Annotated in this window: 26 protein-coding genes; 17 read left to right on the top strand and 9 right to left on the bottom strand. The window is 54.0% G+C overall.

The window, feature by feature from the left end:
* Positions 1-114 precede the first annotated feature (114 nt).
* The 12 genes from skp (at position 115) to EPE01S_RS16040 (ending at position 13,694) form a co-directional block, all read left to right on the top strand.
* Positions 115-612: a molecular chaperone Skp gene (skp, locus tag EPE01S_RS16095; RefSeq protein ID WP_062747096.1), complete on the top strand. Its 498-nt coding sequence runs from the start codon at positions 115-117 to the stop codon at positions 610-612.
* A 3-nt stretch (positions 613-615) separates the two neighbouring features.
* A complete protein-coding gene (lpxD, locus tag EPE01S_RS16090) occupies positions 616-1,641 on the top strand; it encodes a UDP-3-O-(3-hydroxymyristoyl)glucosamine N-acyltransferase (RefSeq protein ID WP_062747093.1) in 1,026 nt (341 codons plus the stop codon).
* A 149-nt stretch (positions 1,642-1,790) separates the two neighbouring features.
* Complete coding sequence (gene fabZ / locus EPE01S_RS16085) at positions 1,791-2,246, top strand: 3-hydroxyacyl-ACP dehydratase FabZ (RefSeq protein WP_062747091.1); 456 nt, start codon at positions 1,791-1,793, stop codon at positions 2,244-2,246.
* 3 nt (positions 2,247-2,249) lie between these two features.
* On the top strand, positions 2,250-3,038 hold the full coding sequence (gene lpxA / locus EPE01S_RS16080) for an acyl-ACP--UDP-N-acetylglucosamine O-acyltransferase (protein WP_062747089.1): 789 nt from the start codon (positions 2,250-2,252) through the stop codon (positions 3,036-3,038).
* Between the two features lie 3 nt (positions 3,039-3,041).
* Positions 3,042-4,187: a lipid-A-disaccharide synthase gene (lpxB, locus tag EPE01S_RS16075; protein WP_062747087.1), complete on the top strand. Its 1,146-nt coding sequence runs from the start codon at positions 3,042-3,044 to the stop codon at positions 4,185-4,187.
* Complete coding sequence (rnhB, locus tag EPE01S_RS16070; RefSeq protein WP_062747084.1) at positions 4,184-4,807, top strand: ribonuclease HII; 624 nt, start codon at positions 4,184-4,186, stop codon at positions 4,805-4,807. The genes lpxB and rnhB overlap by 4 nt, the downstream gene beginning before the upstream one ends.
* Positions 4,808-4,837: 30 nt before the next feature.
* A complete protein-coding gene (dnaE, locus tag EPE01S_RS16065; RefSeq protein WP_062747082.1) occupies positions 4,838-8,320 on the top strand; it encodes a DNA polymerase III subunit alpha in 3,483 nt (1,160 codons plus the stop codon).
* A gap of 12 nt (positions 8,321-8,332) precedes the next feature.
* Positions 8,333-9,292, top strand: a complete 960-nt coding sequence (gene accA / locus EPE01S_RS16060) for an acetyl-CoA carboxylase carboxyl transferase subunit alpha (RefSeq protein ID WP_062747080.1) — start codon at positions 8,333-8,335, stop codon at positions 9,290-9,292.
* Positions 9,293-9,393: 101 nt separating this feature from the next.
* Positions 9,394-11,544 carry a lysine decarboxylase LdcC gene (locus EPE01S_RS16055; RefSeq protein WP_062747078.1) on the top strand — a complete coding sequence of 717 codons (2,151 nt, stop codon included), beginning with the start codon at positions 9,394-9,396 and terminating at the stop codon, positions 11,542-11,544.
* 80 nt (positions 11,545-11,624) lie between these two features.
* A complete protein-coding gene (locus EPE01S_RS16050; RefSeq protein WP_062747076.1) occupies positions 11,625-12,020 on the top strand; it encodes a VOC family protein in 396 nt (131 codons plus the stop codon).
* Between the two features lie 38 nt (positions 12,021-12,058).
* Complete coding sequence (gene tilS, locus EPE01S_RS16045; RefSeq protein ID WP_062747074.1) at positions 12,059-13,360, top strand: tRNA lysidine(34) synthetase TilS; 1,302 nt, start codon at positions 12,059-12,061, stop codon at positions 13,358-13,360.
* Between the two features lie 19 nt (positions 13,361-13,379).
* A complete protein-coding gene (locus EPE01S_RS16040; RefSeq protein ID WP_062747072.1) occupies positions 13,380-13,694 on the top strand; it encodes a c-type cytochrome in 315 nt (104 codons plus the stop codon).
* Between the two features lie 39 nt (positions 13,695-13,733).
* On the opposite strand, the gene rof is transcribed toward EPE01S_RS16040, so the two are convergent.
* Both rof and EPE01S_RS16030 read right to left on the bottom strand, forming a co-directional pair.
* Positions 13,734-14,000 carry a Rho-binding antiterminator gene (rof, locus tag EPE01S_RS16035; protein ID WP_062747070.1) on the bottom strand — a complete coding sequence of 89 codons (267 nt, stop codon included), beginning with the start codon at positions 13,998-14,000 and terminating at the stop codon, positions 13,734-13,736.
* Positions 13,984-14,187: a YaeP family protein gene (locus tag EPE01S_RS16030; protein ID WP_062747067.1), complete on the bottom strand. Its 204-nt coding sequence runs from the start codon at positions 14,185-14,187 to the stop codon at positions 13,984-13,986. The genes rof and EPE01S_RS16030 overlap by 17 nt, the downstream gene beginning before the upstream one ends.
* A gap of 133 nt (positions 14,188-14,320) precedes the next feature.
* Between EPE01S_RS16030 and EPE01S_RS16025 the strand changes: the two genes are divergently transcribed.
* The 4 genes from EPE01S_RS16025 (at position 14,321) to EPE01S_RS16010 (ending at position 17,910) form a co-directional block, all read left to right on the top strand.
* Positions 14,321-14,875 carry a YaeQ family protein gene (locus EPE01S_RS16025; RefSeq protein ID WP_062747064.1) on the top strand — a complete coding sequence of 185 codons (555 nt, stop codon included), beginning with the start codon at positions 14,321-14,323 and terminating at the stop codon, positions 14,873-14,875.
* Positions 14,872-15,288, top strand: coding sequence for an alternative ribosome rescue aminoacyl-tRNA hydrolase ArfB (arfB, locus tag EPE01S_RS16020; protein WP_062747062.1), 417 nt, complete (start codon positions 14,872-14,874; stop codon positions 15,286-15,288). The genes EPE01S_RS16025 and arfB overlap by 4 nt, the downstream gene beginning before the upstream one ends.
* Before the next feature lie 28 nt (positions 15,289-15,316).
* Positions 15,317-15,724, top strand: a complete 408-nt coding sequence (locus tag EPE01S_RS16015) for a copper resistance protein NlpE N-terminal domain-containing protein (protein ID WP_062747060.1) — start codon at positions 15,317-15,319, stop codon at positions 15,722-15,724.
* A 341-nt stretch (positions 15,725-16,065) separates the two neighbouring features.
* Positions 16,066-17,910, top strand: coding sequence for a M48 family metallopeptidase (locus tag EPE01S_RS16010; RefSeq protein WP_062747058.1), 1,845 nt, complete (start codon positions 16,066-16,068; stop codon positions 17,908-17,910).
* Between the two features lie 81 nt (positions 17,911-17,991).
* Here the strand turns inward: EPE01S_RS16010 and proS are convergent, their stop codons facing one another.
* The 7 genes from proS to metN form a co-directional block, all read right to left on the bottom strand.
* The gene (gene proS / locus EPE01S_RS16005; RefSeq protein ID WP_062747056.1) at positions 17,992-19,710 is read right to left on the bottom strand and encodes a proline--tRNA ligase; all 1,719 of its coding nucleotides are present in this window, start codon (positions 19,708-19,710) and stop codon (positions 17,992-17,994) included.
* A gap of 93 nt (positions 19,711-19,803) precedes the next feature.
* On the bottom strand, positions 19,804-20,511 hold the full coding sequence (gene tsaA / locus EPE01S_RS16000; RefSeq protein WP_062747054.1) for a tRNA (N6-threonylcarbamoyladenosine(37)-N6)-methyltransferase TrmO: 708 nt from the start codon (positions 20,509-20,511) through the stop codon (positions 19,804-19,806).
* Positions 20,511-20,906: an Rcs stress response system protein RcsF gene (rcsF, locus tag EPE01S_RS15995; RefSeq protein WP_062747052.1), complete on the bottom strand. Its 396-nt coding sequence runs from the start codon at positions 20,904-20,906 to the stop codon at positions 20,511-20,513. The genes tsaA and rcsF (EPE01S_RS15995) overlap by 1 nt, the downstream gene beginning before the upstream one ends.
* Before the next feature lie 200 nt (positions 20,907-21,106).
* Entirely contained in the window at positions 21,107-21,511 is a 405-nt protein-coding gene (gene rcsF, locus EPE01S_RS15990) for an envelope stress sensor lipoprotein RcsF (protein WP_062747050.1), read from the bottom strand.
* 139 nt (positions 21,512-21,650) lie between these two features.
* On the bottom strand, positions 21,651-22,466 hold the full coding sequence (locus EPE01S_RS15985; protein ID WP_062747048.1) for a MetQ/NlpA family lipoprotein: 816 nt from the start codon (positions 22,464-22,466) through the stop codon (positions 21,651-21,653).
* A 36-nt stretch (positions 22,467-22,502) separates the two neighbouring features.
* The gene (locus tag EPE01S_RS15980; protein WP_062747046.1) at positions 22,503-23,156 is read right to left on the bottom strand and encodes a methionine ABC transporter permease MetI; all 654 of its coding nucleotides are present in this window, start codon (positions 23,154-23,156) and stop codon (positions 22,503-22,505) included.
* A complete protein-coding gene (metN, locus tag EPE01S_RS15975) occupies positions 23,149-24,180 on the bottom strand; it encodes a methionine ABC transporter ATP-binding protein MetN (RefSeq protein ID WP_062747044.1) in 1,032 nt (343 codons plus the stop codon). Before metN ends, EPE01S_RS15980 begins: the two co-directional genes overlap by 8 nt.
* Positions 24,181-24,369: 189 nt before the next feature.
* Here metN and gmhB point away from each other — a divergent pair, with 189 nt between their 5' ends.
* On the top strand, positions 24,370-24,930 hold the full coding sequence (gmhB, locus tag EPE01S_RS15970) for a D-glycero-beta-D-manno-heptose 1,7-bisphosphate 7-phosphatase (protein ID WP_062747042.1): 561 nt from the start codon (positions 24,370-24,372) through the stop codon (positions 24,928-24,930).
* Positions 24,931-25,006 lie beyond the last annotated feature (76 nt).

The following is a 25,006-nucleotide window of genomic DNA, read 5'->3' as shown; positions in this document are numbered from 1 at the left end:
GACCTGCATGGAAGCACAGCAAGAGAGTATCGCGCTTACTGCGATGTCTGAGACACCAATGTAAGCGCAACCTATGTGTCCGTGACACAAACGTTGATGGTAAGGAGTTTTATAGTGAAAAAGTTGTTGTGTGCCGCAGGTCTGGGTATTGCTCTGGCGGTTTCCGCTGGTGCTCAGGCTGCTGATAAAATTGCAGTGGTGAACGTTTCCAGCATTTTCCAACAGTTACCAGCGCGTGCGACCGTTGCGAAACAACTGGAGAACGAGTTCAAAGGCCGTGCAACTGAGTTGCAGGGTATGGAACGCGATCTGCAAACTAAAATGCAGCGTCTGCAGCGTGACGGCTCTACCATGAAGGCGTCTGAACGTAGCCGCATGGAAAAAGACGTGATGGCGCAGCGTGAAGCGTTTTCAACCAAAGCGCAGGCTTTCGAGCAGGACAATCGCCGTCGTCAGATGGAAGAGCGTAACAAAATCCTGAGCCGCATTCAGGATGCCGTGCAGAAAGTGGCAGATAGCGAAGGTTACGACGTCGTTATCGACCAGAATGCGGTTGCCTACGCTGCTAAATCTAAAGACATCACCGCTGATGTTCTGAAACAGGTTAAATAAGTCATGTCTTCAATTCGACTGGCTGATTTAGCCCAGCAGTTGGATGCAGAATTGCACGGAGATGGCGATATCGCCATCTCCGGCATTGCTTCTATGCAATCCGCCCAACATGGTCAGATCACGTTTCTATCAAACAGCCGTTACCGCGAGCAGCTCGCAGCCTGTCAGGCTTCAGCCGTGGTGCTCACTGAAGCGGATCTGGAATTTTTCCCTGGCGCTGCGCTGGTGGTTAAAAACCCGTATCTGACCTACGCCCGTATGGCCCAGTTGCTGGATACCACACCGCAACCGGCTAACCATATTGCTCCCGGCGCGGTAATTGATCCCAGCGCACAGCTAGGTCAACACGTTTCGATCGGTGCGAATGCAGTGATCGAATCTGACGTGATCCTCGGTGATAATGTGGTCATCGGCGCGGGATGTTTCATCGGTAAAAAAACCAAAATTGGTGCCGGGACACGTCTTTGGGCCAATGTTTCTGTCTATCACGAAGTCGAAATCGGTTCTGACTGTCTGATTCAGTCCGGTACGGTAATTGGTTCTGATGGCTTCGGTTACGCTAATGATCGCGGCAACTGGGTGAAAATCCCGCAGTTGGGCACGGTGATTATTGGCGATCGTGTAGAGATTGGTGCTTGTACCACCATTGATCGCGGTGCTCTCGATAACACCCAAATAGGGAATGGTGTTATCATAGATAACCAATGCCAGATTGCACACAATGTGGTGATTGGCGACAATACCGCAGTGGCTGGTGGTGTTATCATGGCTGGTAGTCTGAAAATTGGTCGCTACTGTATGATTGGTGGCGCCAGCGTGATTAATGGTCATATGGAAATTTGTGACAAAGTTACCGTCACAGGGATGGGAATGGTGATGAGGCCAATCACTGAACCTGGAGTATACTCCTCCGGGATTCCGCTACAGCCCAATAAAACCTGGCGCAAAACGGCAGCCCTGGTGATGAACATCGATGAAATAAGCAAACGCTTAAAAGCCATCGAACGCAAGGTCGGTAAAGACGACTAAGCACGTTAACACCAAGCTGCGCCGCTTTCATAAATAGAATAGGCGAAAGCGTAAGCGTACAGATATAATTTGCGGCCTGCAGACGATTGGATGATCGTTGCGGGCCGTGTCATTGATGCCATCAGAATTTTTAGGACAGGAAGAGTATTTTGACTACTGAAACTCATACTCTGAAGATTGAAGAGATTATTGAACTTTTACCGCACCGTTACCCGTTCTTGCTGGTTGACCGCGTGATTGAGTTTGAAGAAAACAAGTTTCTGCGTGCGGTAAAAAACGTCTCGGTTAACGAACCGTTTTTCCAGGGCCACTTCCCTGGTAAACCGATTTTCCCCGGTGTGCTGATTCTGGAAGCAATGGCACAGGCTACGGGTATTCTGGCGTTTAAAAGCGTTGGGAAACTTGAGCCGGGCGAACTGTACTACTTTGCCGGCATCGACGACGCGCGCTTCAAGCGCCCCGTTGTGCCTGGCGACCAAATGATCATGGAAGTCACTTTCGAGAAAACCCGCCGTGGTGTGACGCGCTTTAAAGGTGTGGCCACCGTAGACGGTAAAATTGTCTGCGAAGCAACGATGATGTGTGCTCGCAGCCGGGAGGCTTAATTCGTGATTGATAGCACCGCCGTAATTCACCCCAGCTCGATCGTAGAAGAAGGCGCCGTGATTGGCGCTGGTGTCCAGATTGGCCCGTTTTGCACGGTCGGTGCGAACGTTTCGATTGGCGAAGGCACGGTTCTGAAGTCTCACGTAGTGGTCAATGGTCATACCGTTATTGGTAAAGACAATACTATCTACCAGTTCGCTTCGATTGGTGAAGCGAACCAGGATCTGAAATACGCGGGTGAACCGACACGAGTTGAGATCGGCGACCGTAACCGTATCCGTGAAAGCGTCACTATCCATCGTGGTACGGCGCAGTCCGGTGGCTTGACGAAAGTGGGTGATGACAATCTTCTGATGGTCAACGCCCATGTTGCGCACGACTGTGTTGTGGGAAGTCACTGCATTCTCGCGAATAACGCCACTCTGGCCGGCCACGTGACGGTTGACGACCATGCCATAATTGGTGGTATGACGGCGGTGCATCAGTTCTGTATTATCGGTGCTCATGTCATGGTGGGCGGATGCTCCGGTGTTGCGCAGGATGTTCCTCCTTACGTGATTGCTCAGGGTAACCATGCGACACCGTTTGGGATTAACCTGGTGGGGCTGAAGCGTCGTGGTTTCAGCAAAGATGCGCTGCATGCGATTACCGCTGCGTACAAGCTGTTGTACCGCAGTGGAAAAACGCTGGATGAAGTGAAGCCGGAGATCGCTGAGATCGCCCAGGCGCATCCGGAAGTGCAGCCGTTTTACGACTTCTTTTCCCGCTCTACAAGGGGTCTGATTCGTTAACTCATGCCAAAGCATCCCTTAACGATTGCCCTTGTCGCCGGAGAAACCTCCGGCGATATTCTTGGTGCCGGTCTTATCCGTGCGCTGAAAGAAAAGCATCCTGACGCCCGTTTTGTCGGCGTGGCGGGACCGCTGATGCAGGCCGAAGGCTGTGAAGCCTGGTATGAGATGGAAGAACTGGCGGTGATGGGCATTGTTGAGGTGCTGGGCCGTTTGCGTCGCCTGTTGCATATCCGCCGTGACCTCACCCGCCGCTTTACTACGCTCAGGCCCGATGTCTTTGTCGGTATTGATGCGCCAGATTTTAATATCACCCTTGAAGGTAAGCTGAAACAGCAGGGCATCCGCACGATCCACTACGTCAGCCCCTCTGTCTGGGCCTGGCGGCAGAACCGCGTGTTTAAGATTGGCCGCTCGACAGACCTGGTGCTGGCCTTCCTGCCGTTTGAAAAAGCGTTTTACGATCGTTTCAACGTGCCGTGCCGCTTTATTGGTCATACGATGGCCGATGCCATGCCGATTGAACCGGATAAACAGGCCGCCCGGCGTGAGCTCGGTATTGCCCCGGATGCGCTGTGTCTGGCGCTGCTGCCCGGCAGTCGCGGGGCCGAAGTGGAAATGCTGAGTGCCGATTTCCTGCGAACAGCGGTACTACTGCGGGCTAAATACCCGGCACTGGAAATTGTCGTGCCGCTGGTAAACCCGCGTCGTCGCGAACAGTTTGAGAAAATCAAAGCCGAAGTGGCTCCTGATTTAATTATGCACCTGCTGGATGGAAAAGGGCGGGCCGCCATGGTGGCCAGCGATGCGGCACTGCTGGCGTCCGGCACCGCCGCGCTGGAGTGTATGCTGGCAAAATGTCCTATGGTGGTTGGCTACCGAATGAAGCCGTTCACCTTCTGGCTGGCGAAGCGCCTGGTGAAAACGGAGTATGTCTCGCTGCCTAACCTGCTGGCGGGACGTGAGCTGGTGAAAGAGCTGCTGCAGGATGAGTGTCAGCCTGAGCGGCTTGCCGCCGCGCTGGAGCCGTTGCTGGCTGCAGGTGAAACCCGCGATACGCTGCTGGCGACCTTTGCTGAACTGCATCATCAGATCCGCTGGAACGCCGATGAGCAGGCTGCTGCGGCTGTACTGGAGCTGTGCCCATGAATGAATTTATCTATCCCAACGCCACGCTGATTGCCGGTGTTGATGAAGTGGGGCGTGGCCCCCTGGTGGGCGCGGTGGTTACAGCAGCGGTGATCCTCGATCCGGCCCGGCCGATTGCCGGCCTTGCCGACTCTAAAAAGCTGTCGGAAAAACGCCGTCTGGCATTGTTTGATGAGATCACCGAGAAAGCGTTAAGCTGGAGCCTGGGACGCGCTGAACCGGAAGAAATCGACCAGCTTAATATCCTTCATGCCACCATGCTGGCGATGCAGCGTGCCGTGGCAGGACTGCATCTGACGCCGGACTTTGTGCTGATAGATGGCAACCGCTGCCCGGTCCTGACCATGCCCAGTCAGGCCGTGGTTAAAGGCGATAGCCTGGTGCGCGAGATCAGCGCCGCGTCGATCGTTGCGAAAGTGACGCGCGACCGTGAAATGACCGAGCTGGACCGGCTTTACCCTGAATATGGCTTTGCCCAGCACAAAGGTTACCCGACCGCTCTGCATATGGAAAAACTGGCGCGGTTTGGCGCGACGCCACTGCACCGCCGCAGTTTTGCTCCTGTGCGTAACGCGCTGCTGGATGCCGACGTCAGCGCAACGGTTGTCCGTACGCTGTAATTTTTATCCCTGGTTTTAACGGAATCTCAGATGGCCGAACCTCGTTTTATTCATTTACGCGTTCACAGTGACTACTCCATGATCGATGGGCTAGCGAAAACTGGCCCGTTGGTGAAAAACGCGGCAAAAATGGGGATGCCGGCCATCGGCATCACTGACTTCACGAACCTGTGCGGGCTGGTGAAATTCTACGGTACCGCTCACAGCCAGGGTATCAAGCCCATTATCGGTGCCGATTTCAACGTCAGCAGCGAAGCCATGGGGGACGAGCTGTCTCAAATCACCGTACTGGCGGCTGATAATGAAGGCTATCAGAACCTGACGCTGCTGATTTCCCGCGCTTACCAACGGGGTTATGGTCCCGCAGGCCCGACAATCGATCGTGACTGGCTGGTAGAACATCAGCAGGGCATCATCCTGCTGTCCGGTGGGCGCCGTGGTGATGTCGGCAAAATGTTGCTGCGCGGTAATACGGCACAGGTGACCGAGTGTCTGGCCTTTTATCAGTACCATTTTCCCGACCGCTATTATCTGGAACTGATCCGTACGGGCCGTCAGGATGAAGAGACGTATCTCCACGCGGCGGTAGAGCTGGCGATCGCGCAGGGCGTGCCGGTGGTGGCGACTAACGAAGTCTGTTTCCTGACGGAAGCGGAATTTGATGCTCATGAAATTCGCGTGGCCATTCACGACGGCTTTACCCTCGACGATCCTAAACGTCCCCGCAACTACAGCCCGCAGCAGTACATGCGTAGTGAAGAGGAGATGTGCGAGCTGTTCTTGGACATTCCGGAAGCGCTGGAAAATAGCGTGGAAATTGCCCGTCGTTGCAACGTCACCATCCGTCTGGGTGAGTATTTCCTGCCTCAGTTCCCCACCGGTGAGATGACCACAGAAGATTTTCTGGTGGCAAAATCAAAAGAAGGGCTTGAGGAACGTCTGGCGTTCCTGTTCCCGGATGAGAAGGTTCGCGCCGAGCGCCGCGGTGAATATGACGAACGTCTGGACATTGAACTGACGGTGATTAACCAGATGGGGTTCCCTGGTTACTTCCTGATCGTCATGGAATTCATCCAGTGGTCGAAGGATAACGATGTCCCGGTGGGCCCGGGACGTGGATCGGGTGCGGGCTCGCTGGTGGCCTATGCGCTGAAAATCACTGACCTCGACCCGCTGGAATTCGATCTGCTGTTTGAACGATTCCTCAACCCTGAACGTGTTTCAATGCCTGACTTTGATGTCGATTTCTGCATGGAAAAACGCGACCTGGTGATTGAGCACGTGGCAGAAATGTACGGGCGTCAGGCCGTATCGCAGATCATTACCTTCGGTACGATGGCCGCCAAAGCGGTGATCCGCGACGTAGGGCGCGTGCTTGGCCATCCTTATGGTTTTGTCGATCGCATCTCTAAACTGGTGCCGCCCGACCCGGGGATGACGCTGGAAAAGGCCTTTGCCGCCGAACCTCAGCTGCCTGAAATTTATGAAGCAGATGAAGAAGTTAAGGCACTGATTGATATGGCGCGCATCCTGGAAGGGGTGACGCGTAATGCCGGTAAACACGCCGGGGGCGTGGTCATCGCGCCGACCAAAATTACCGACTTCGCGCCGCTGTACTGCGACGAGAATGGCAACCATCCGGTTACGCAGTTTGATAAGAACGACGTGGAATATGCCGGCCTGGTGAAGTTTGACTTCCTGGGCCTGCGCACCCTGACGATCATTGACTGGGCGCTGGCGATGATTAACGCCCGCCGCGAAAAGCAGGGTGAGCCGCCGATCGATATCGCGGCAATTCCGCTTGAAGATAAAAAAAGTTTCGATATGCTGCAACGCTCGGAGACTACTGCGGTCTTCCAGCTTGAATCACGCGGCATGAAAGACCTGATCAAACGCCTGAAGCCAGACTGCTTTGAGGATATGATTGCACTGGTCGCCCTGTTCCGCCCCGGCCCGCTGCAGTCCGGCATGGTGGATAACTTTATTGACCGTAAACACGGGCGTGAAGAGATCTCCTATCCGGATATTCAGTGGCAGCATGAGTCCCTGAAGCCTGTGCTGGAACCGACCTATGGCATCATCCTCTATCAGGAACAGGTGATGCAGATAGCCCAGGTGCTGGCGGGATACAGCCTCGGCGGTGCCGATATGCTGCGTCGTGCAATGGGTAAAAAGAACCCGGTCGAGATGGCCAAGCAACGCGGCGGCTTTGAAGACGGTGCGAAATCGCGCGGCATCGACGGTGAGCTGGCGATTAAAATTTTTGACCTGGTGGAGAAATTCGCCGGCTACGGGTTTAACAAGTCTCACTCCGCCGCCTATGCGCTGGTTTCCTACCAGACGCTGTGGCTGAAGGCGCACTATCCGGCTGAATTTATGGCGGCGGTCATGACCGCTGATATGGATAATACTGAGAAAGTGGTTGGCCTGGTTGATGAGTGCTGGCGGATGGGGCTGAAGGTGCTGCCGCCGGATATTAACTCCGGACAGTATCAGTTCCACGTTAACGATGCGGGTGAAATCGTTTACGGTATTGGCGCGATCAAAGGTGTGGGTGAAGGTCCGATCGAAGCGATCATTGAAGCCCGTAACGAAGGTGGCTATTTCCGCGAACTGTTTGACCTGTGCGCCCGCACTGATACGAAGAAGCTGAATAAGCGGGTGCTGGAAAAGCTGATTATGTCCGGTGCCTTTGATCGCCTCGGCCCGCACCGCGCGGCACTGATGAGTGCGCTACCGGATGCACTGAAAGCGGCCGATCAGCATGCGAAAGCGGAAGCCATCGGCCAGGCCGACATGTTTGGCGTGCTGGCCGAAGCCCCGGAACAGGTTGAGAAGTCTTACTCGGATGTCACTCCCTGGCCGGAACAGATCCAGCTGGATGGCGAAAGGGAAACGTTAGGGCTTTACTTAACGGGTCACCCAATCAACCAGTACCTGAAAGAAATTGAGCGCTATGTCGGTGGACTGCGCCTGAAAGACATGCACCCGACCGAGCGTGGTAAGATGACCACGGCTGCCGGTCTGGTGGTGGCGGCCCGTGTGATGGTAACAAAACGCGGTAACCGTATTGGCATCTGCACGCTGGATGACCGTTCTGGTCGTCTGGAAGTGATGTTGTTTACAGATGCGTTAGATAAGTTCCAGCATATGCTGGAGAAGGACCGTATCCTGATCGTCAGTGGGCAGGTCAGCTTCGATGACTTCAACGGCGGGCTTAAAATGATGGCCCGCGATATGATGGACATCGATGAAGCACGTGAAAAATATGCACGCGGGCTTGCTATCTCGCTGACGGACAGGCAAATTGATGACCAGCTTTTGAACCGTCTCCGTCAATCCCTGGAACCCCATCGTTCGGGGACAATTCCGGTACATCTCTACTATCAGAGAGAGGATGCGCGGGCGAAGTTGCGCTTTGGTGCAACCTGGCGCGTGTCGCCGAGCGATCGTTTGCTGAACGATCTGCGATCGTTGATAGGATCGGAGCAGGTGGAACTGGAGTTTGACTAAAACAGGATTATTATGAGTCTTAATTACCTGGATTTCGAACAGCCAATCGCAGAACTTGAAGCGAAGATTGATTCGCTTAAGTCGGTTGGCCGTCAGGATGAAAAACTGGATATTAATCTGGATGAAGAGATTCAGCGTCTGCGCGATAAAAGCGTTGAGCTGACCCGTAAAATCTTCTCAGATTTAGGTGCCTGGCAGATTGCGCAGCTTGCGCGTCATCCGCTGCGCCCGTATACGCTGGACTATGTTCGCAATGTGTTCACGGACTTTGACGAGTTGGCGGGCGACCGTGCCTATGCCGACGATAAAGCCATTGTCGGTGGCACCGCGCGTCTGGATGGTCGTCCGGTGATGATTATTGGTCATCAGAAAGGGCGCGAAACCAAAGAGAAAATCCGTCGTAACTTCGGTATGCCCGCGCCTGAAGGCTATCGTAAAGCACTGCGCCTGATGGAGATGGCCGAGCGTTTTAATATGCCGATCATCACCTTCATTGATACCCCTGGAGCTTATCCTGGCGTGGGTGCGGAAGAGCGCGGTCAGTCTGAAGCTATCGCCCGTAACCTGCGTGAGATGTCTGGCCTGACCGTGCCGGTTATCTGCACCGTGATTGGTGAAGGTGGCTCCGGTGGTGCACTGGCTATCGGCGTTGGCGATAAAGTGAATATGCTGCAGTACAGTACCTACTCGGTGATCTCACCAGAAGGTTGTGCGTCAATTCTGTGGAAAAGCGCCGACAAAGCGCCGCTGGCCGCCGAAGCGATGGGCATTATTGCACCGCGTCTGAAAGAGCTTAAGTTGATTGATACCGTCATCCCGGAACCTCTGGGCGGCGCGCATCGTAATCCGCTGGCAATCGGCGTATCGATGAAAGCCCAGCTGCTGGCCGATCTGGCCGATCTGGATACGCTTTCTAAAGAAGAGCTGCTCGATCGCCGCTATCAGCGTCTGATGAGCTACGGCTACGCCTGATTGTTCACCATTCGTTACCCAAAGGGTCAGACATCGTCTGGCCCTTTTTGTTTTGCGTCCACTATGCTTACACACTGGAGCAAACAGACCAGGAGACAACATTGAATATTATCGCGATCATGGGACCGCATAACGCCTTTTATAAAGATGAACCCATCCGTGAGCTGGACACTACCTTAAAAAACCAGGGCTTTCAGACTATCTACCCGCATGACGCCAATGACCTGCTGAAGCTGATTGAACACAATCCGCGTATCTGCGGCGTAGTGTTTGACTGGGATGAACACAGTCTGGAGCTGTGTTGTGAAATTAACCAGTTAAACGAATATCTTCCGCTTTATGCCTTTATCAACACCCACTCAACGATGGATGTCAGCATTAATGAAATGCGCATGACCATCTGGTTCTTCGAATACGCCCTGAACGCAGCGGAAGAGATCGCCCAGCGCATCCGTCATTATACCGATGAATATATCGATACCATCACGCCCCCGTTGACGAAAGCGCTGTTTACCTATGTCAAAGAGGGAAAGTATACCTTCTGTACGCCCGGTCATATGGCGGGCACCGCCTTCCAGAAAAGCCCGGTGGGCAGTCTGTTTTATGATTTTTTTGGTGCCAATACCCTGAAGGCCGATATTTCGATATCTGTCACTGAACTGGGGTCGCTGCTGGACCATACCGGCCCGCATCTTGAAGCAGAAGAGTATGTGGCGCGCACCTTTGGTGCCGAGCAGAGTTATATGGTCACCAACGGCACCTCCACGTCGAATAAGATCGTCGGGATGTATGCCGCCCCGTCAGGCAGCACGGTGCTGGTGGATCGCAACTGCCATAAGTCATTAACTCATCTGCTGATGATGAGCGATATCATCCCCATCTGGTTGAAACCCACGCGGAATGCACTCGGTATTCTCGGCGGCATCCCGAAGCGCGAATTTACGAAAGAGAGTATTGCGCTGAAGGTGGCACAAACCCCGCGTGCCAGCTGGCCTGTTCATGCCGTAATCACTAATTCCACCTATGACGGGCTGCTGTACAACACCCGCTATATCAAAGAGACACTGGACGTGCCGTCCATTCACTTTGACTCTGCCTGGGTACCCTATACCAACTTCCACCCTATCTATCAGGGGCTGAGCGGCATGAGCGGGGAGCGAACGCCGGGCAAGGTCATCTATGAAACCCAGTCTACCCATAAACTGCTGGCGGCATTTTCCCAGGCCTCACTGATCCATATTAAAGGGGATTACGACGAACAGACCTTTAATGAAGCCTATATGATGCACACCACCACGTCGCCCAACTATGCCATCGTCGCTTCCATCGAAACGGCGGCGGCGATGCTGCGCGGTAATCCGGGTAAGCGCCTGATTAACCGTTCGGTCGAGCGGGCTCTGCATTTTCGTCGCGAAGTCCAGCGCCTGCGCGAAGAGTCAGAGGGCTGGTTCTTTGACATCTGGCAGCCGGAAGGCGTGGATGAGCCGGAATGCTGGCCGATCCAGCCCGGTGAAGAGGAGTGGCACGGCTTCCGCGATGCGGATGCCGATCATATGTATCTTGATCCGATCAAAGTGACCATCCTGACGCCGGGGATGAGTGAGCTGGGCGACATGGCCGAAGAGGGGATCCCGGCGGCGCTGGTGGCGAAATTCCTCGATGAGCGCGGTGTGGTGGTGGAGAAAACCGGGCCCTACAACCTGCTGTTCCTGTTCAGCATCGGCATTGATAAAACCAAAGCGATGAGCGTACTGCGCGGTCTGACCGAATTTAAACGATCCTATGATCTTAATCTGCGGGTCAAAAACATGCTGCCGGATCTGTATGCGGAAGATCCTGACTTCTATCGCAATATGCGCATTCAGGATCTGGCCCAGGGGATCCACACGCTGATCCGTCAGCACGATCTGCCGCGTCTGATGCTGAAGGCGTTTTCCACGCTACCGGAGATGAAACTGACGCCGCACCAGATGTTCCAGCAGCAGGTAAAAGGCAATATCGAAACGGTGGATATCTCTGCGCTGGTCGGGCGCATCTCCGCCAATATGATCCTGCCGTACCCTCCCGGTGTGCCGGTGGTGATGCCCGGAGAGATGATCACCGAAGAGAGCCGGGCGGTGCTCGATTTTCTGCTGATGTTGTGTGCTATTGGTAAGCATTATCCTGGGTTCGAAACCGATATTCACGGCACCACGCTGACGGACGAAGGCCAGTATCGCGTGCGTGTGCTGAAAAACGACGTCGGAATGTAGCCGGAGATCCAGAATTTTAACCTTGCTGCTCTGGTGCCTGACGGGTAGGGTCGTCAGGCATTGATTAATCAGGAGCCGATATGCCAGCATTACAGTTAAAAAAAATCCATCACGTAGCGATCATCGCCCGCGACTATGCGCTGAGTAAGGCGTTTTACTGCGATATTCTGGGCTTCGGCCTGATGGGGGAGGTGTATCGTGCCGAGCGTGATTCTTGGAAGGGCGATCTGACGCTAAACGGTGAGTATGTGATTGAGCTGTTCTCATTTCCCCTGCCACCGGCGCGTCCGACCCAGCCGGAAGCCTGCGGTTTACGCCATCTTGCCTTCAGTGTCGATGATGTTGAGGCCGCGAAGCAGTCTCTGGAAGACCAGGGCGTGCGTTGTGAAGCGGTGCGTATCGATCCGCTCACTGGCAAACTTTTTACCTTCTTTAACGATCCGGATGGACTGCCGCTGGAGATATATCAGGATTGATGGGGTTATAATAGCGTCCCCTGTATTCTGGAATGACCATGTCATCGATTGCCCATCTTGAAGCCCAACTGGTTAACGAGCACAGCGTGCTGCTGGCTTACAGTGGCGGGCTGGACTCCAGCGTGCTGTTGCATCAGCTGGTGCTGTTACGCCGCCAGCGTCCTGCCTTGCAGCTGCGGGCAGTGCATATCCATCACGGACTCAGCCCGCGTGCGGATGACTGGGTGGCTCACTGCCGGCAACAGTGCCTGCAGTGGCAGGTGCCGCTGGTGGTCTGCCATGTTACGGTCGATGCACGCCACGGCGGGATTGAGGCCGCGGCACGCGGCGCACGCTATCAGGTTTTCAGTCAACAGCTTCAGGCGGGGGAAACGCTGTTAACTGCCCAGCACCAGGATGACCAGAGTGAAACCCTGTTGCTGGCACTGAAGCGGGGTAGCGGCCCGGCGGGTCTGGCCGCCATGCCAGCACATCGCCAGATGGGCCAGCATCGTCACCTGCGGCCGCTGCTGGCGTTCGGTCGCCTGCAGCTGGAAGACTGGGCACAGGAACACTGTCTGACGTGGATTGAGGATGAAAGTAACGCCGATCCGCGCTATGACCGCAATTTTTTGCGCCTGCAAGTCATGCCGTTACTGAATGCCCGCTGGCCACATTTTTCCCACGCCGTTGCCCGCAGCGCCTCGCTGTGCGGTGAGCAGGAGCAGCTACTGGACGAACTGCTGGCGGAGTCACTGTCATCGCTGATGGATTCTGCCGGTACGTTGCCAGTTGCTCCGTTGTTTGAGATGAGTGAAGCCCGGCGCAGCGCGCTGCTGCGGCGCTGGATCGCCTGCTATCAGGGCAGTATGCCGTCGCGTGATGCCCTGCGCCGCCTGTGGCAGGAAGTGGCCTGTAGCCGTGAGGATGCCGAACCGCGCCTCCGGCTGGGCGGGCATGAGGTGCGTCGCTATCGCCACCGCCTGTACTGGCTGCCGCTGAGGCCGTCGCTGGCCGCTGTCCGGCTGATGTGGACAGATATCTCACGCCCGCTGATTTTGCCGGAAGGCCTTGGGCAGCTGCGGCCGGACAGCGAGGCGGTAACACTGCGCCTGCCGCAGCCGGACGAACCAGTCAGCGTGCGCTTTAAAGCGCAGGGATCGTTTCATATTGTCGGCCGGGCAGGCAGCCGGCCGTTAAAAAAATTGTGGCATGAACTGGCCGTTCCCCCCTGGGAGCGTGAGCGCACGCCGCTGATATTTTATGGCGAGCGCCTGATGGCGGCCGCAGGGGTTTTTGTCACCCGTGAAGGTGTCCCGGACCGTCCCGATAGCGGCTGGTCAGTTGACTGGTGTCGATAAAAGAAGACGAGAGAGTGCAATGAACAACGTCAGAATAATAGCGGCTTTGCTGCTGATCGGCTGTGCGCCTGCGCTGGCAGCGGGCAACAGCAGTGCCGGACAGGAGAAATCTGCCCGCTGTCTGGCCTGCCACGGCGCGGAAGGAAAAGCCGCAGCCCCAGTCTACCCCAATCTTGCCGGGCAGCATGAACCCTATCTGGCGCAGGCGCTACAGGCGTACAAAAGCGGCGGGCGCAGCGGCGGGCAGGCAGAGGTGATGAAAGCTTTTGTGGCGGGGCTGAGCGATCAGGACATCGAGGATCTGGCGGCATACTATGCGGGTCTGAAACCCTGAGAGGGAAGGCGGATCGGCGATCCGCCTGGCAGGAAGTGACTAGTCTGACTCGCTGACCACCACGGTGCCGAGATCCGGGTGGCTGAAGCTGGCGATATGGTCAAGGCGCAGTTGGCGATTTTCCCCGGCAATCTCAATGCTCAGGTACTCTACGTTCTTACGCGACAGCATATCTTTGGCTTTTGCCTTAAGCTGCTCACCGTCTTTTAACGCCAGTGTCAGCATCCAGTTATTCTGGCAGGCGAGTTCCAGGTTGTCATAGTCATCGCAGTTGATCGGTCTGTAGGCTTCATCTTTCGTCAACATAGTCGCTCACCAATAAGTTGGCGGCAGCAAAGGCTGCCTTTTCCCTGATGGAAGAGTGTAGCTCAGGATTGCCCGCTACCTCATCAAGTGCTTTCAACACGCACGCGAGTGCGTCAGGCACGTATCCCAGATCGCCACTGCCAATTTCAGCATATTTCCGGCGAACTAATTCACAATACTTTTGCACATGCACCCCCCTTCAGAGTTCTCTCTGGCGATAATGCGACTATAGCACAGCCATTTACGGGAAATCAGCCTGTGAGCAGGTGATTTGCTGCATCATCAGGTTACAATAGCGGGCAACTGAGATAAGGATCCTTATGGCACTGAAAGCAACAATTTATAAAGCCACGGTTAACGTCGCAGACATGGACCGCAACGTGTTTATTGACCAGACGCTGACGCTGGCCCGTCACCCTTCGGAAACGGAAGAGCGGATGATGCTGCGTCTGCTCGCCTGGCTGGTTCACGCAAATGAGCGTCTGACCTTTACCCGGGGGCTGAGTGCGGAAGATGAGCCTGAAATCTGGCAACTGAACGATCACGGCGGTATTGACGTGTGGATTGACCTCGGTTTGCCGGATGAGCGCAGGATCAAGAAAGCCTGTAGCCGTTCTCAGCACGTCTGGTTGTATACCTATAACTGGCGAGCCGCACAGCCATGGTGGCAGCAACATCAGAGCAAGCTGTCTCAGCATGATAACCTGACGATACGTTACCTGAATGATGAACAGCTCAGTGCCCTGATTAAGCTGGCTTCACGATCCATGACGTTGCAGGCCACCATTCAGGACGGCACCATCTGGCTGTCTGATGACAGCAGTCATCTGGAAATTCAGTTTGATTCATGGCTGGAGGCAGGAAAAAGGGTATGATTGTATTGTCACGTAGCGTCACTATTCCAGATGCCGAAATCGAAATCACCGCGATCAGAGCGCAGGGTAACGGTGGCCAGAACGTGAATAAAAGTTCGACGGCAATCCATTTGCGTTTTGATATTCGCGCGTCCAGCCTGCCGGTGTTTTATCAGGAGCGAATGATGGCGGTCAGCCATCATCTGATTACCCCGGAAGGTATCGTGATTATCAAGGCGCAGGAGTATCGTAGCCAGGAGATGAACCGAGAAGCGGCACTGAAACGGTTGGAAAACCTGATTCAGGAGTTAACTGTTGTGGAGAAAACCCGCCGCGCTACGCGTCCGACGATGGCTTCAAAAAAACGCCGGCTGGAAGGCAAAGCCCGCAAAGCCTCAACGAAATCGCTGCGTGGAAAAGTTCGCGGCGACTGAATCGTTATCTTTTTATGCAGGAGCGACCATGAAAGCAGTTGTTCTCACATTATTTGCCACTCTGGCTTTGGGAGGGCTGTTGGGCTGCCATAACCGGCAGAACGCGCAGCAACCCCCACCGCTGGAGCCGATGCAGCAGAGTTACACCGGCCTGCTGCCGTGTGGACCCGCCTGTGAGGACAGTGAGTCCTCGCTGTTTTTGGCCACCGATGGTAGCTATGTCCTGGAGCAGCGTGCGACAGGGGAGCATACCCTGCGCAGCGCGCAGTATGGCCAGTGGGCCCGCACCGCAGATACGCTGACCCTGGTCGCCATGAACGGCGAGAAACTACGATTTCGCCCGATTAATAATGGTCTTGAAGCGATTGCCGGGCGCGGAATGGCGGTGAGCAATGCGCACGGCTGGCGTCTGACGGCAAATAAGACGGGCACTTAACAAGACGCTGAAATAATAAAAAAGCCCCTTTAAGGGGCTTTTTTGGAATTAAGTCAAATTAAACCGGTTATTACAGAATATATTTATCTCCGCAACGGGAAAAAAGAGAATAAGCCAGGTAAATAATCCTAAAAAGCCGTTAACCTCTTGTTCACTTTGTTGAAATATCGTCTTATACGCCTGTATTACCACCTTATTAACACTCTATAGCTGACGCACGCCAGAGACGGATCTCACGCCATTTCCATTAATGTCGGTAGATTCCCCTTTAGGTATTGCCTGATATAAGCAGCTTTGTCTTCTCACACACAGTTTGCGGGTTAATTATTTTGAACGAATTAATGGCATTGAAAAAAGGGTATGCGAAAGTATTCCTATGGGTTTTAGTGACGCTTTTCCTGATCCCCGCTATTACGCTGGTATTTGCTGAATACGGCACGCGTCAGCTCGATCAGGAATATAGTCAAATCTTTATTGATGATGCGCGCAGTCAGAGTCAGGATGTGAATAAACTGACGGAATTCCTGCAACAGAACCCGCCTTCCAGCGTTTGTGGTGCGGTGCCGGACGATCTCCGCGACTATCAGAATGCGGTCTGTGCAGAAAAGTCAGAACTCTGGCAGTTCTGGATGATGGACAAAGTCGCTTTCTGGACCCTGGCTGGTGGCGTTGTCATTCTGCTGATGATCGTCCTGTTCACCATGCTGGCCTTTAAAAACCGTCAGGGACAGCTGCAAAGCCTGAAGCTGGCCCGTCCTTTCCTGATGCTGACGAGCGCGCTGGAAGTGCTGGTTCAGGGCGGAATGCTGGTCTGGCTCTCTTTCTGGGGAACGGCATTCTTTACCCAAACCTATTATCCGAAGCTGGTCATGGCCATGGGGCTGCTGGTACTGGCCGCAATGTTTTATATGATCAAAGGCATCTTCAAAAAGCTGCCGCCTGAAGACGATGTTGAAGGTGAAGTCGTAACCCGTGACGCGGCACCCGCGCTGTGGTCGCGTATTGATGCGCTGGCTTCCCGGGTAGGGACGGCACCCCCCGACCATATTATTGCGGGTATCGATACTAACTTTTATGTAACCGAAGCACCGTTAAGCGTCAACCAGCAGTTGCTGAAGGGCCGCAAGCTCTACGTCAGTATCCCCTTGCTGCGTCAGCTAACCACTTCCCAGGCTGATGGGGTGATGGTGCATGAGTTAACGCACCTGCATGAAGGCGATACCGCGTCGGGCGCCTTACTGGGGCCAAAACTGTACCGCTTCGACCAGTACATTCATTTGATGAGAAAAGATATCTCGACAGTGATGGTTTACTATCCTCTTTGCCTGTATCGCATGTTGTTTGAACTGGCATGGCAGCGTAACAGTCGTGAGCGTGAGTTCGTTGCAGACCGCAATGCTGCCACCCTGATTACTCCTGAAGCAATTGTTGAGTCACTGATTAAAATTTCTGCTTATGCCAGCTATCGCAGCGAAGTTGAGCAAACGTTGTTTGATAATAAAACCCTGCATGAAAATGAGCTGGGGATCAGTAAAGCCATTGCCCAGGGCCTGCCGCAGCATGTCAGTTCGCCGGACTTTATTGGCATGATGCGTCAGTCAAACGTGCCGCACCCATTTGATTCACATCCACCGCTGGCCGATCGTATGCATAACGTGGGCTATACCGTTGATGAAACCGGTTATGCAGCCATCGCAGCGGAGTTACCGGCAGAGAGCTGGGTCGATCTGATGCCAGTGGCAGCGGAAATAGAACAGCAACTGTGGCAGAAATACGAGCGTGATTTTTCCTCAGCGCATGAAGAGAGCCTGGCATGGCGCTATCAGCCTGAAGGGGAAGAGGAGACGGCGCTGGTTCTGAAATACTTCCCGCCGGTTTCGTGGACGCTGAAAGATGGCAGTGCGATAGAACTGACCTATCTGGGTATTATTAAACCGCAGACGGCTGAACTGCTGCCGTGGGATAATATTAAGAATATCAACGTGATTAAGCGGTTCACGAAAGAAGTGCTGTATCTGCAACATGTTCAACCCAACGCACAGGGTAAAAAGCGCAGTGAGATCCCGCTACCGGGCCTGAATAAGGACATTGAAGGGTTTAAATACACCCTGGGTTACTACTGGCAGCGGCACCAGACGGTGCGGGCGCTGCAGGAGCAAGAGCAGTCAAACGTCGTTCAATCCTAAAATGAAAAAAGCCACCGCAAATGCGGTGGCTTTTTTTGATCGGAACGGTAACGTCAGGCCGTCTTCCTGGCCTGCGACAGGTTAAATCGCCAGTTCACTCACCAGGAAATCAACGATTTCGTTGGTTTTGATCATCCGTTTCTCACCGGTACGACGCGATTTGTATTCCACTTCTTCGCTGTCCAGATTACGGTCGCCGATCACGATGCTGTGCGGCACGCCAATCAGTTCCATATCTGCAAACATGACACCCGGGCGCTCTTTACGATCGTCGAGAATAACGTCAATGCCTCTGGCGCGCAGGGTGGCATACAGCTCTTCTGCCAGTTCTTTCACGCGGAACGATTTCTGCATATTCATTGGCAGAATCGCTACCTGGAAAGGAGCCAGTGCAGGGGACCAGATAATCCCGCGCTCGTCATGGTTCTGCTCAATCGCAGCCGCCACGATACGGGTAATGCCAATGCCGTAGCAGCCCATGGTCATAATCTGATTACGGCCATCTTCACCCTGTACGGACGCTTTCATCGCTTCAGAGTATTTGGTGCCGAGCTGGAAGATATGACCCACTTCAATACCGCGCTTGATCAGCAGCGTGCCTTTTCCATCCGGGCTGGCATCGCCTTCGACCACGTTGCGGATATCCGCGACGCGCGGCAGCGGCAGATCGCGCTCCCAGTTAATGCCTTTAAGATGCTGCCCGTCAATATTGGCACCGGCGCTAAAGTCATTCATCGCTGCAACGCTGCGGTCTGCGATGACGGGCATATTCAGCCCGACCGGGCCGAGAGAGCCAGGACCGGCATTCACCAGCGTGCGGATCTCGTCTTCGGTCGCAAAAGTGAGCGGCGAAGCAACGATATCAAGATGCTCTGCTTTGATTTCGTTCAGCTCGTGATCGCCACGTACCAGCAGGGCGACCAGCGCATGTCCGCTCTCTTTGGTCGCGTGGACCATCAGGGTTTTCACGGTTTTGTCGATGGGCAGGCCATACTGTTCGACCAGTTCAGCAATGGTTTTCGCATCAGGTGTTGCGAACTGCTCCATAGGTTGTGTGGCAGCAGCACGCCCACCGGCCGGTGCGACCGCTTCCGCTTTTTCAATATTAGCGGCGTAGTCAGACTCGGTAGAGAACACCACATCATCTTCACCACTCTGTGCCAGGACCTGGAACTCATGCGAGGCACTGCCACCGATAGAGCCGGTATCCGCATCAACAGCGCGGAAGTCGAGGCCCATACGGGTGAAACTCTGGCTGTAGGCGCGATACATCGCCTCATAGGTTTCCTGCAGCGATTCCTGGGTGGTGTGGAACGAGTAGGCATCTTTCATGATGAATTCACGCGAGCGCATGACGCCGAAACGCGGACGGACTTCATCACGGAATTTGGTCTGGATCTGGAACAGATTTATCGGCAGCTGCTTATAGGAGCTGAGTTCGTTACGGATCAGGTCAGTGATCACCTCTTCATGCGTTGGACCCAGAACAAAAGGGCGCTCACCACGGTCAACGAAGCGCAGCAGTTCCGGCCCGTACTGCTCCCAGCGGCCACTCTCTTGCCACAAATCTGCCGGCTGAACAACCGGCATGGAAATCTCAATCGCACCGGCGTTGTTCATCTCTTCGCGCACGATGTTTTCAACTTTTTTGAGCACGCGTAAACCGGTTGGCAGCCAGGTATAAAGACCGGATGCCAGTTTACGGATCATGCCAGCGCGCAGCATCAGCTGGTGGCTGATCACTTCGGCATCGGCAGGTGTCTCCTTCAGAGTGGAGAGCAGATATTGAGTAGTACGCATGAGTTACGATTCCATATGAACGGAAAGAGAGCCAAAAAAACGTGGACGCTAGTGTATCAGTGTGACAGGAGAGTCAAAAGGTGCCGGGAGAAATTAACGCGGGTCGATGGCGATAACTTCTGTCCCTGAGTGAATAACACGCCAGCGGACGTTGAAATCCAGCAGCCATGCCGCATATTCACGATCGGGTTCTTCGCCTTTGCGATAAGCAGGGCGCGGATCCTGGGCGAGAACCTGATGAATAAAACGTTCAAGATGAGGAAAACGCTGCTGATGCTGCATCAGCTGCAGCCGTGCCTGGGGAGTAAAGCTCACCGGCATATCCGCAACGGGGGCTTGCTGGGCAAACCCGGCGCGTGCGTCAGGTAATGCTTCGGCAAACGGCAGATAGGGTTTGATATCAACGACAGGAGTTCCGTCAACCAGGTCAAGGCTGCCTAATTCAAGGATGACCTGCTGCCGCTCATAGCGAATTCCTTTCAGCTCCACCAGAGACATCCCGACCGGATTAGGGCGGAAGGTTGAACGAGTGGCAAAGACACCCATGCGCGCATTACCGCCTAAACGCGGGGGGCGTACCGTCGGACGCCAGCCGCCTTCCATCGTCTGGTGGAAAATAAACAGCAGCCACAGATGGCTGAATGCTTCCAGACCGCGCACCGCATCCGGGTGATTATAAGGCGCATCGAAATGGAGCTCTCCGCCGCCATCCTGAATTAAGCCAGGCTGGCGGGGAACAGCAAACTTTTCCTTCCACGGGGAATGAATCTGGCCTATTTGCTGGAAGGAAAAAGTGGTCATTACTGGGCGACTCTCAGGGCTGAGCCCTGGCAAAGGGTCTGACGATAGCAGCCCTGGATACTGGCCGTGATTTCGCAATTATTCAGCAGCACAGCATTGGCGTGAAGCGGAGCCGCATTGGTCTGCAACTGATGACGCACAATGTTCATGTCAGTCGGTAAATCTGCTGCTCTGACCTGGCAGGCTGAACCGGTAACCCGGCCTAACGGCAGGAAAGATTTGCCCGAAAGTTCATCAGGATGACTCAGCAGTTTAACTGGGGAGTGAGAGGTCACTACCGACATAGTGCTTTTTGCCTCGGGTTTTAATGGGGTGTTTTTTTGAGCATTTTGGTCTGCGGTGTGTGCACAACCAGTGAGGGCTAATGATACCAAAATAAAGGCCAATTTACGCATTATACAATTCCTTTGTATCGTGTTATTTGAGTCGTGAGTTTATCACTATCGTTTTTATTATCAAATAACAGGTTGAATAGTCACGTAAATATAGGGATTGTCTCATTGATTGAGGCGATGGACGTCTTTCACCGATGACAGGTTGGGACGTATTCAGGACCAGGGGTAGGAACTGCCCCCGGTACAGATAAAGAGTGTTATTACTGGCTGGAGACTTTCAGGGCAGAACCCTGGCACACGGCCTGACGCAGGCAACCCTGAGCGCCACTGACAATTTCACATTTATGAACGAGTACCGCATTCGCTTTCATTCCGGACGCTCGAATCTGCATACGTTTGCGTGCGGTCGCCAGATTAGGTGGCGAATCCTGTGCGTTGCTCTGGCAGTCATCACCATACACCTCACCCAGATCGCGGAAGGGTTTGCTGACCAAATCGGCCGCATTTGTATACAGTTTTACCGGAGCAGGGCGGGCTGCGGGTTTAGAGTGAGATGAGTCGTTTTGCGTTGACTGCGGAAAAGGTTTAACGGGTTCATAGGGCTTCGGCAGCAACGAACACCCTGTCAGCGACAGTGCTAACAGACAGAGCGGTAAAACACGCATGTGAAATTCCTCACGTTCGGTAAAAGTGGCGTTATTGAACCAAGCCAGAGCAGAAATAACAAGCGGGGAGCGCGCACTAAAGCACGTATAATAATGAGAAATGAGGTTGCGGGTGGCAGGCGCCACCCGCAGTTGATGCTTACCAGCCTTTCACTGCACCACCGTTGAACACTTTGTTCGCGGCGTCATTCACTTCATCAGATTGATAAGCCTGGACGAATTTCTTCACGTTTTCCGCGTCTTTGTTATCTTCACGGGCGACGATCAGGTTCACGTACGGGGAGTCTTTATCTTCCACGAAGATGCCGTCTTTCGCCGGCGTCAGGTTAATCTGGCTGGCATAGGTGGTGTTAATGACCGCCAGCGCGATCTGCTGATCGTCCAGGGAACGTGGCAGTTGCGGTGCTTCCAGCTCAACCAACTTCAGGTTTTTCGGGTTCTCAACCACATCCAGCGAGGTTGGCAGCAGGCCAACGCCGTCTTTCAGCTTGATCAGGCCCACTTTCTGCAGCAGCAGCAGAGAACGGCCCAGGTTGGTCGGATCGTTAGGGATTGCGACCTGAGCGCCGTTCTGCAGTTCATCCAGTGATTTGATCTTCTTAGAGTAACCGGCAATGGGGTAGACAAACGTGCTGCCGACAGACACCAGCTTGTAGCCACGGTCTTTGATCTGCTGATCGAGATAAGGTTTGTGCTGGAAGGCATTTGCATCAATGTCGCCTTTGCTCAACGCTTCGTTAGGCAGCACATAATCGTTGAAGGTCACCAGCTCAACGTCCAGACCATATTTATCTTTAGCGACTTTCGCAGCCACTTCGGCAACCTGCTGTTCGCTTCCGACGATCACGCCCACTTTGATGTGGTTTGGATCTTTCTCTTTCTGGTCACAGCCAGCCAGTGCCAGGGTACCGATAAGCGCGCCGACAGCGGCAAGCGTTTTAACATTAAAAGACATATCCCTTCCTTAAATAGAGAGAAATTACTGTTGTGTTTACTTGTGGCTGACCGCACGAACGATGCGATCGCCGCAGAACTGAATCAAATACACCAAAACGACCAGCAGGATTAATACCGTGTTCATCACCGTCGCGTTATAACCGATATAGCCATACTGATAGCCAATCTGACCCAGACCACCTGCACCGACAGCACCACCCATTGCAGAATAGCCGACCAGGGTAATCAGAGTAATAGTAGCGGCATTCACCAGACCAGGGAGTGCTTCCGGTAACAGAACCTTGCGGATAATCTGTAACGGAGTAGCCCCCATGGCGCGTGAAGCCTCGATTAAACCCGTAGGCAGTTCAAGCAGGGCGTTCTCTACCATACGCGCAATAAAAGGTGCGGCGCCAACGGTAAGCGGAACAATCGCTGCCTGCAGGCCAATCGAGGTGCCGACAATAATACGGGTGAAGGGGATCATCCAGACCAGCAGGATAATGAACGGGATAGAACGGAAGATGTTGACCGCCGCTGACAGCACGCGGTAAAGCTTCGCGTTCGCCACGATCTGGCCCGGTCGGGTCACATAAAGAAGAACGCCGACCGGCAGGCCAAGCACAAAACCAAAAAAGCCGGAGACAAAGGTCATCATCAGGGTTTCCCAGATGCCGCGGCCCATTAACCACATCATCGCCTCAGACATAACCTAATACCTCTACCTTGACATGTTGCTCTTGCAGGAACGCGATAGCAGCCTGGGTGTCGGCTGCGTCACCGTGGATCTCAGCCAGCATAATGCCGAACTTCACGCCACCGGCATAATCCATCTGCGCGCTGATAATATTGTTATTCACATTGAAGCGGCGGGCTGACTCAGACAACAGCGGCGCATCGACCGACTGGCCGGTAAACTCCAGCCGTAATAAAGGAACGGTTGTGGCGCTGGCTTCCGGCGTCAGACGCTTGAGATAATCTTCAGGGATGTCCAGATGCAGTGTTGACTGGATAAACTGTTGTGCCAGCGGCGTCTTCGGATGAGAGAAGACTTCGCTCACCGTATCCTGCTCGATCAACTGACCGTTACTGATAACCGCCACACAGTCACAGATACGTTTTACGACATCCATCTCATGGGTGATTAATAGAATGGTGATCCCCAGACGGCGGTTAATATCCTTCAACAGCTCCAGGATGGAGCGGGTAGTGGCTGGATCCAGCGCGCTGGTGGCTTCATCGCACAGCAGCACTTTCGGGTTGCTGGCCAGCGCACGGGCGATTGCCACACGCTGTTTCTGCCCGCCGGAAAGGTTGGCAGGCCATGAATCATGCTTGTCGGACAGGCCGACCAGATCCAGCAGCTCGGTCACGCGATGTTTGATCTCGGCCTTCGACAGGTTACCCAGTTCCAACGGGAGCGCCACATTACCGGCAACGGTGCGCGAGTTCAGCAGATTAAAGTGCTGGAAAATCATGCCAATCTGGCGGCGCGCCAGGGTGAGCTGCCCTTCGGACAGCGTAGTGAGATCCTGGTTATCAACCAGCACGCTGCCGGACGTAGGGCGCTCCAGTAAATTGACGCAGCGGATCAGGGTGCTTTTACCCGCACCGGAAGCGCCGATCACGCCATAAATTTGTCCGGCAGGCACATGCAGACTGACATCGGACAGGGCGGTAATGCTGCGTGACCCTTGCTGGAATACTTTGGTGATATTTGAAAGTTTAATCATTGATTTATTTATTATCGTGATGGGAGTTATCCGTGGCGTTCAATAAAAACGGTATCCCTGATTACCGGGACTGAATGGATGGTAGGGCATCCAGACGTCTAAATCAATCGAAGTCATTCAAACGGGCATTCTCTCTTTTAACGCAATGATGCGATACACTACGGCAAATTTTGAAGCAGGAGTTCCTACGTGACTGAGAAAGTCCCCGCAATTTTCCTCGATCGTGATGGCACTATTAATGTGGATCACGGTTACGTTTTTGAAAGTGACAACTTTGAGTTTATCGACGGCGTGATTGATGCCCTGCGTGAACTGAAGGAAATGGGCTTCGCGCTGGTACTGGTCACTAACCAGTCCGGCATTGCGCGCGGCATGTTCACCGAAGATCAGTTTATGCATCTCACCGAGTGGATGGACTGGTCACTGGCTGACCGCGAAGTGGATCTGGATGGCATCTATTTTTGCCCGCACCATCCGGATGCAATAGTTGAAGCGTTCCGACAGTCCTGTGACTGCCGCAAACCCCAGCCGGGAATGCTGCTGACGGCCCGACAGGATCTGAACATTGATATGGCCGCTTCTTATATGGTTGGCGATAAAATTGAGGATATGCAGGCTGCTTTAGCCGCCGGAGTAGGGAAAAAGGTGCTGGTTCGCAGCGGTAAGCCGGTGACGCCTGAAGGTGAGATGGCGGCGGATTGGGTACTGGATAGCCTGAAAGCGCTGCCAGCACGCATTAAACAGGGTTAAAAAACAGCGTTTCGCACGAAGTTTAAGCAGGCAGTAAAAAAGTCGATATTACTGCTTGCGTTCCAGAGGCGCCTGT

It is taken from the genome of Erwinia persicina NBRC 102418 (assembly GCF_001571305.1).
Lineage (GTDB): Bacteria > Pseudomonadota > Gammaproteobacteria > Enterobacterales > Enterobacteriaceae > Erwinia > Erwinia persicina.
Note: the sequence above shows the minus strand (reverse complement) of the source record. Positions and strands in the feature narration are given on the sequence as shown.

Excerpts from the sequence above, each read along its gene's own strand:
- lpxB (WP_062747087.1), top strand. The coding sequence starts at position 3,042 with ATGCCAAAGCATCCCTTAACGATTGCCCTTGTCGCCGGAGAAACCTCC.
- dnaE (WP_062747082.1), top strand. The coding sequence starts at position 4,838 with ATGGCCGAACCTCGTTTTATTCATTTACGCGTTCACAGTGACTACTCC.
- rcsF (WP_062747052.1), bottom strand. The coding sequence starts at position 20,906 with ATGCGTAAATTGGCCTTTATTTTGGTATCATTAGCCCTCACTGGTTGT.
- rof (WP_062747070.1), bottom strand. The coding sequence starts at position 14,000 with ATGTTGACGAAAGATGAAGCCTACAGACCGATCAACTGCGATGACTAT.
- metN (WP_062747044.1), bottom strand. The coding sequence starts at position 24,180 with ATGATTAAACTTTCAAATATCACCAAAGTATTCCAGCAAGGGTCACGC.
- proS (WP_062747056.1), bottom strand. The coding sequence starts at position 19,710 with ATGCGTACTACTCAATATCTGCTCTCCACTCTGAAGGAGACACCTGCC.
- EPE01S_RS16010 (WP_062747058.1), top strand. The coding sequence starts at position 16,066 with ATGGCATTGAAAAAAGGGTATGCGAAAGTATTCCTATGGGTTTTAGTG.
- rnhB (WP_062747084.1), top strand. The coding sequence starts at position 4,184 with ATGAATGAATTTATCTATCCCAACGCCACGCTGATTGCCGGTGTTGAT.
- EPE01S_RS16050 (WP_062747076.1), top strand. The coding sequence starts at position 11,625 with ATGCCAGCATTACAGTTAAAAAAAATCCATCACGTAGCGATCATCGCC.
- EPE01S_RS16015 (WP_062747060.1), top strand. The coding sequence starts at position 15,317 with ATGAAAGCAGTTGTTCTCACATTATTTGCCACTCTGGCTTTGGGAGGG.
- lpxD (WP_062747093.1), top strand. The coding sequence starts at position 616 with ATGTCTTCAATTCGACTGGCTGATTTAGCCCAGCAGTTGGATGCAGAA.
- tsaA (WP_062747054.1), bottom strand. The coding sequence starts at position 20,511 with ATGACCACTTTTTCCTTCCAGCAAATAGGCCAGATTCATTCCCCGTGG.
- arfB (WP_062747062.1), top strand. The coding sequence starts at position 14,872 with ATGATTGTATTGTCACGTAGCGTCACTATTCCAGATGCCGAAATCGAA.
- tilS (WP_062747074.1), top strand. The coding sequence starts at position 12,059 with ATGTCATCGATTGCCCATCTTGAAGCCCAACTGGTTAACGAGCACAGC.
- EPE01S_RS16040 (WP_062747072.1), top strand. The coding sequence starts at position 13,380 with ATGAACAACGTCAGAATAATAGCGGCTTTGCTGCTGATCGGCTGTGCG.
- EPE01S_RS15985 (WP_062747048.1), bottom strand. The coding sequence starts at position 22,466 with ATGTCTTTTAATGTTAAAACGCTTGCCGCTGTCGGCGCGCTTATCGGT.
- EPE01S_RS15980 (WP_062747046.1), bottom strand. The coding sequence starts at position 23,156 with ATGTCTGAGGCGATGATGTGGTTAATGGGCCGCGGCATCTGGGAAACC.
- accA (WP_062747080.1), top strand. The coding sequence starts at position 8,333 with ATGAGTCTTAATTACCTGGATTTCGAACAGCCAATCGCAGAACTTGAA.
- rcsF (WP_062747050.1), bottom strand. The coding sequence starts at position 21,511 with ATGCGTGTTTTACCGCTCTGTCTGTTAGCACTGTCGCTGACAGGGTGT.
- EPE01S_RS16025 (WP_062747064.1), top strand. The coding sequence starts at position 14,321 with ATGGCACTGAAAGCAACAATTTATAAAGCCACGGTTAACGTCGCAGAC.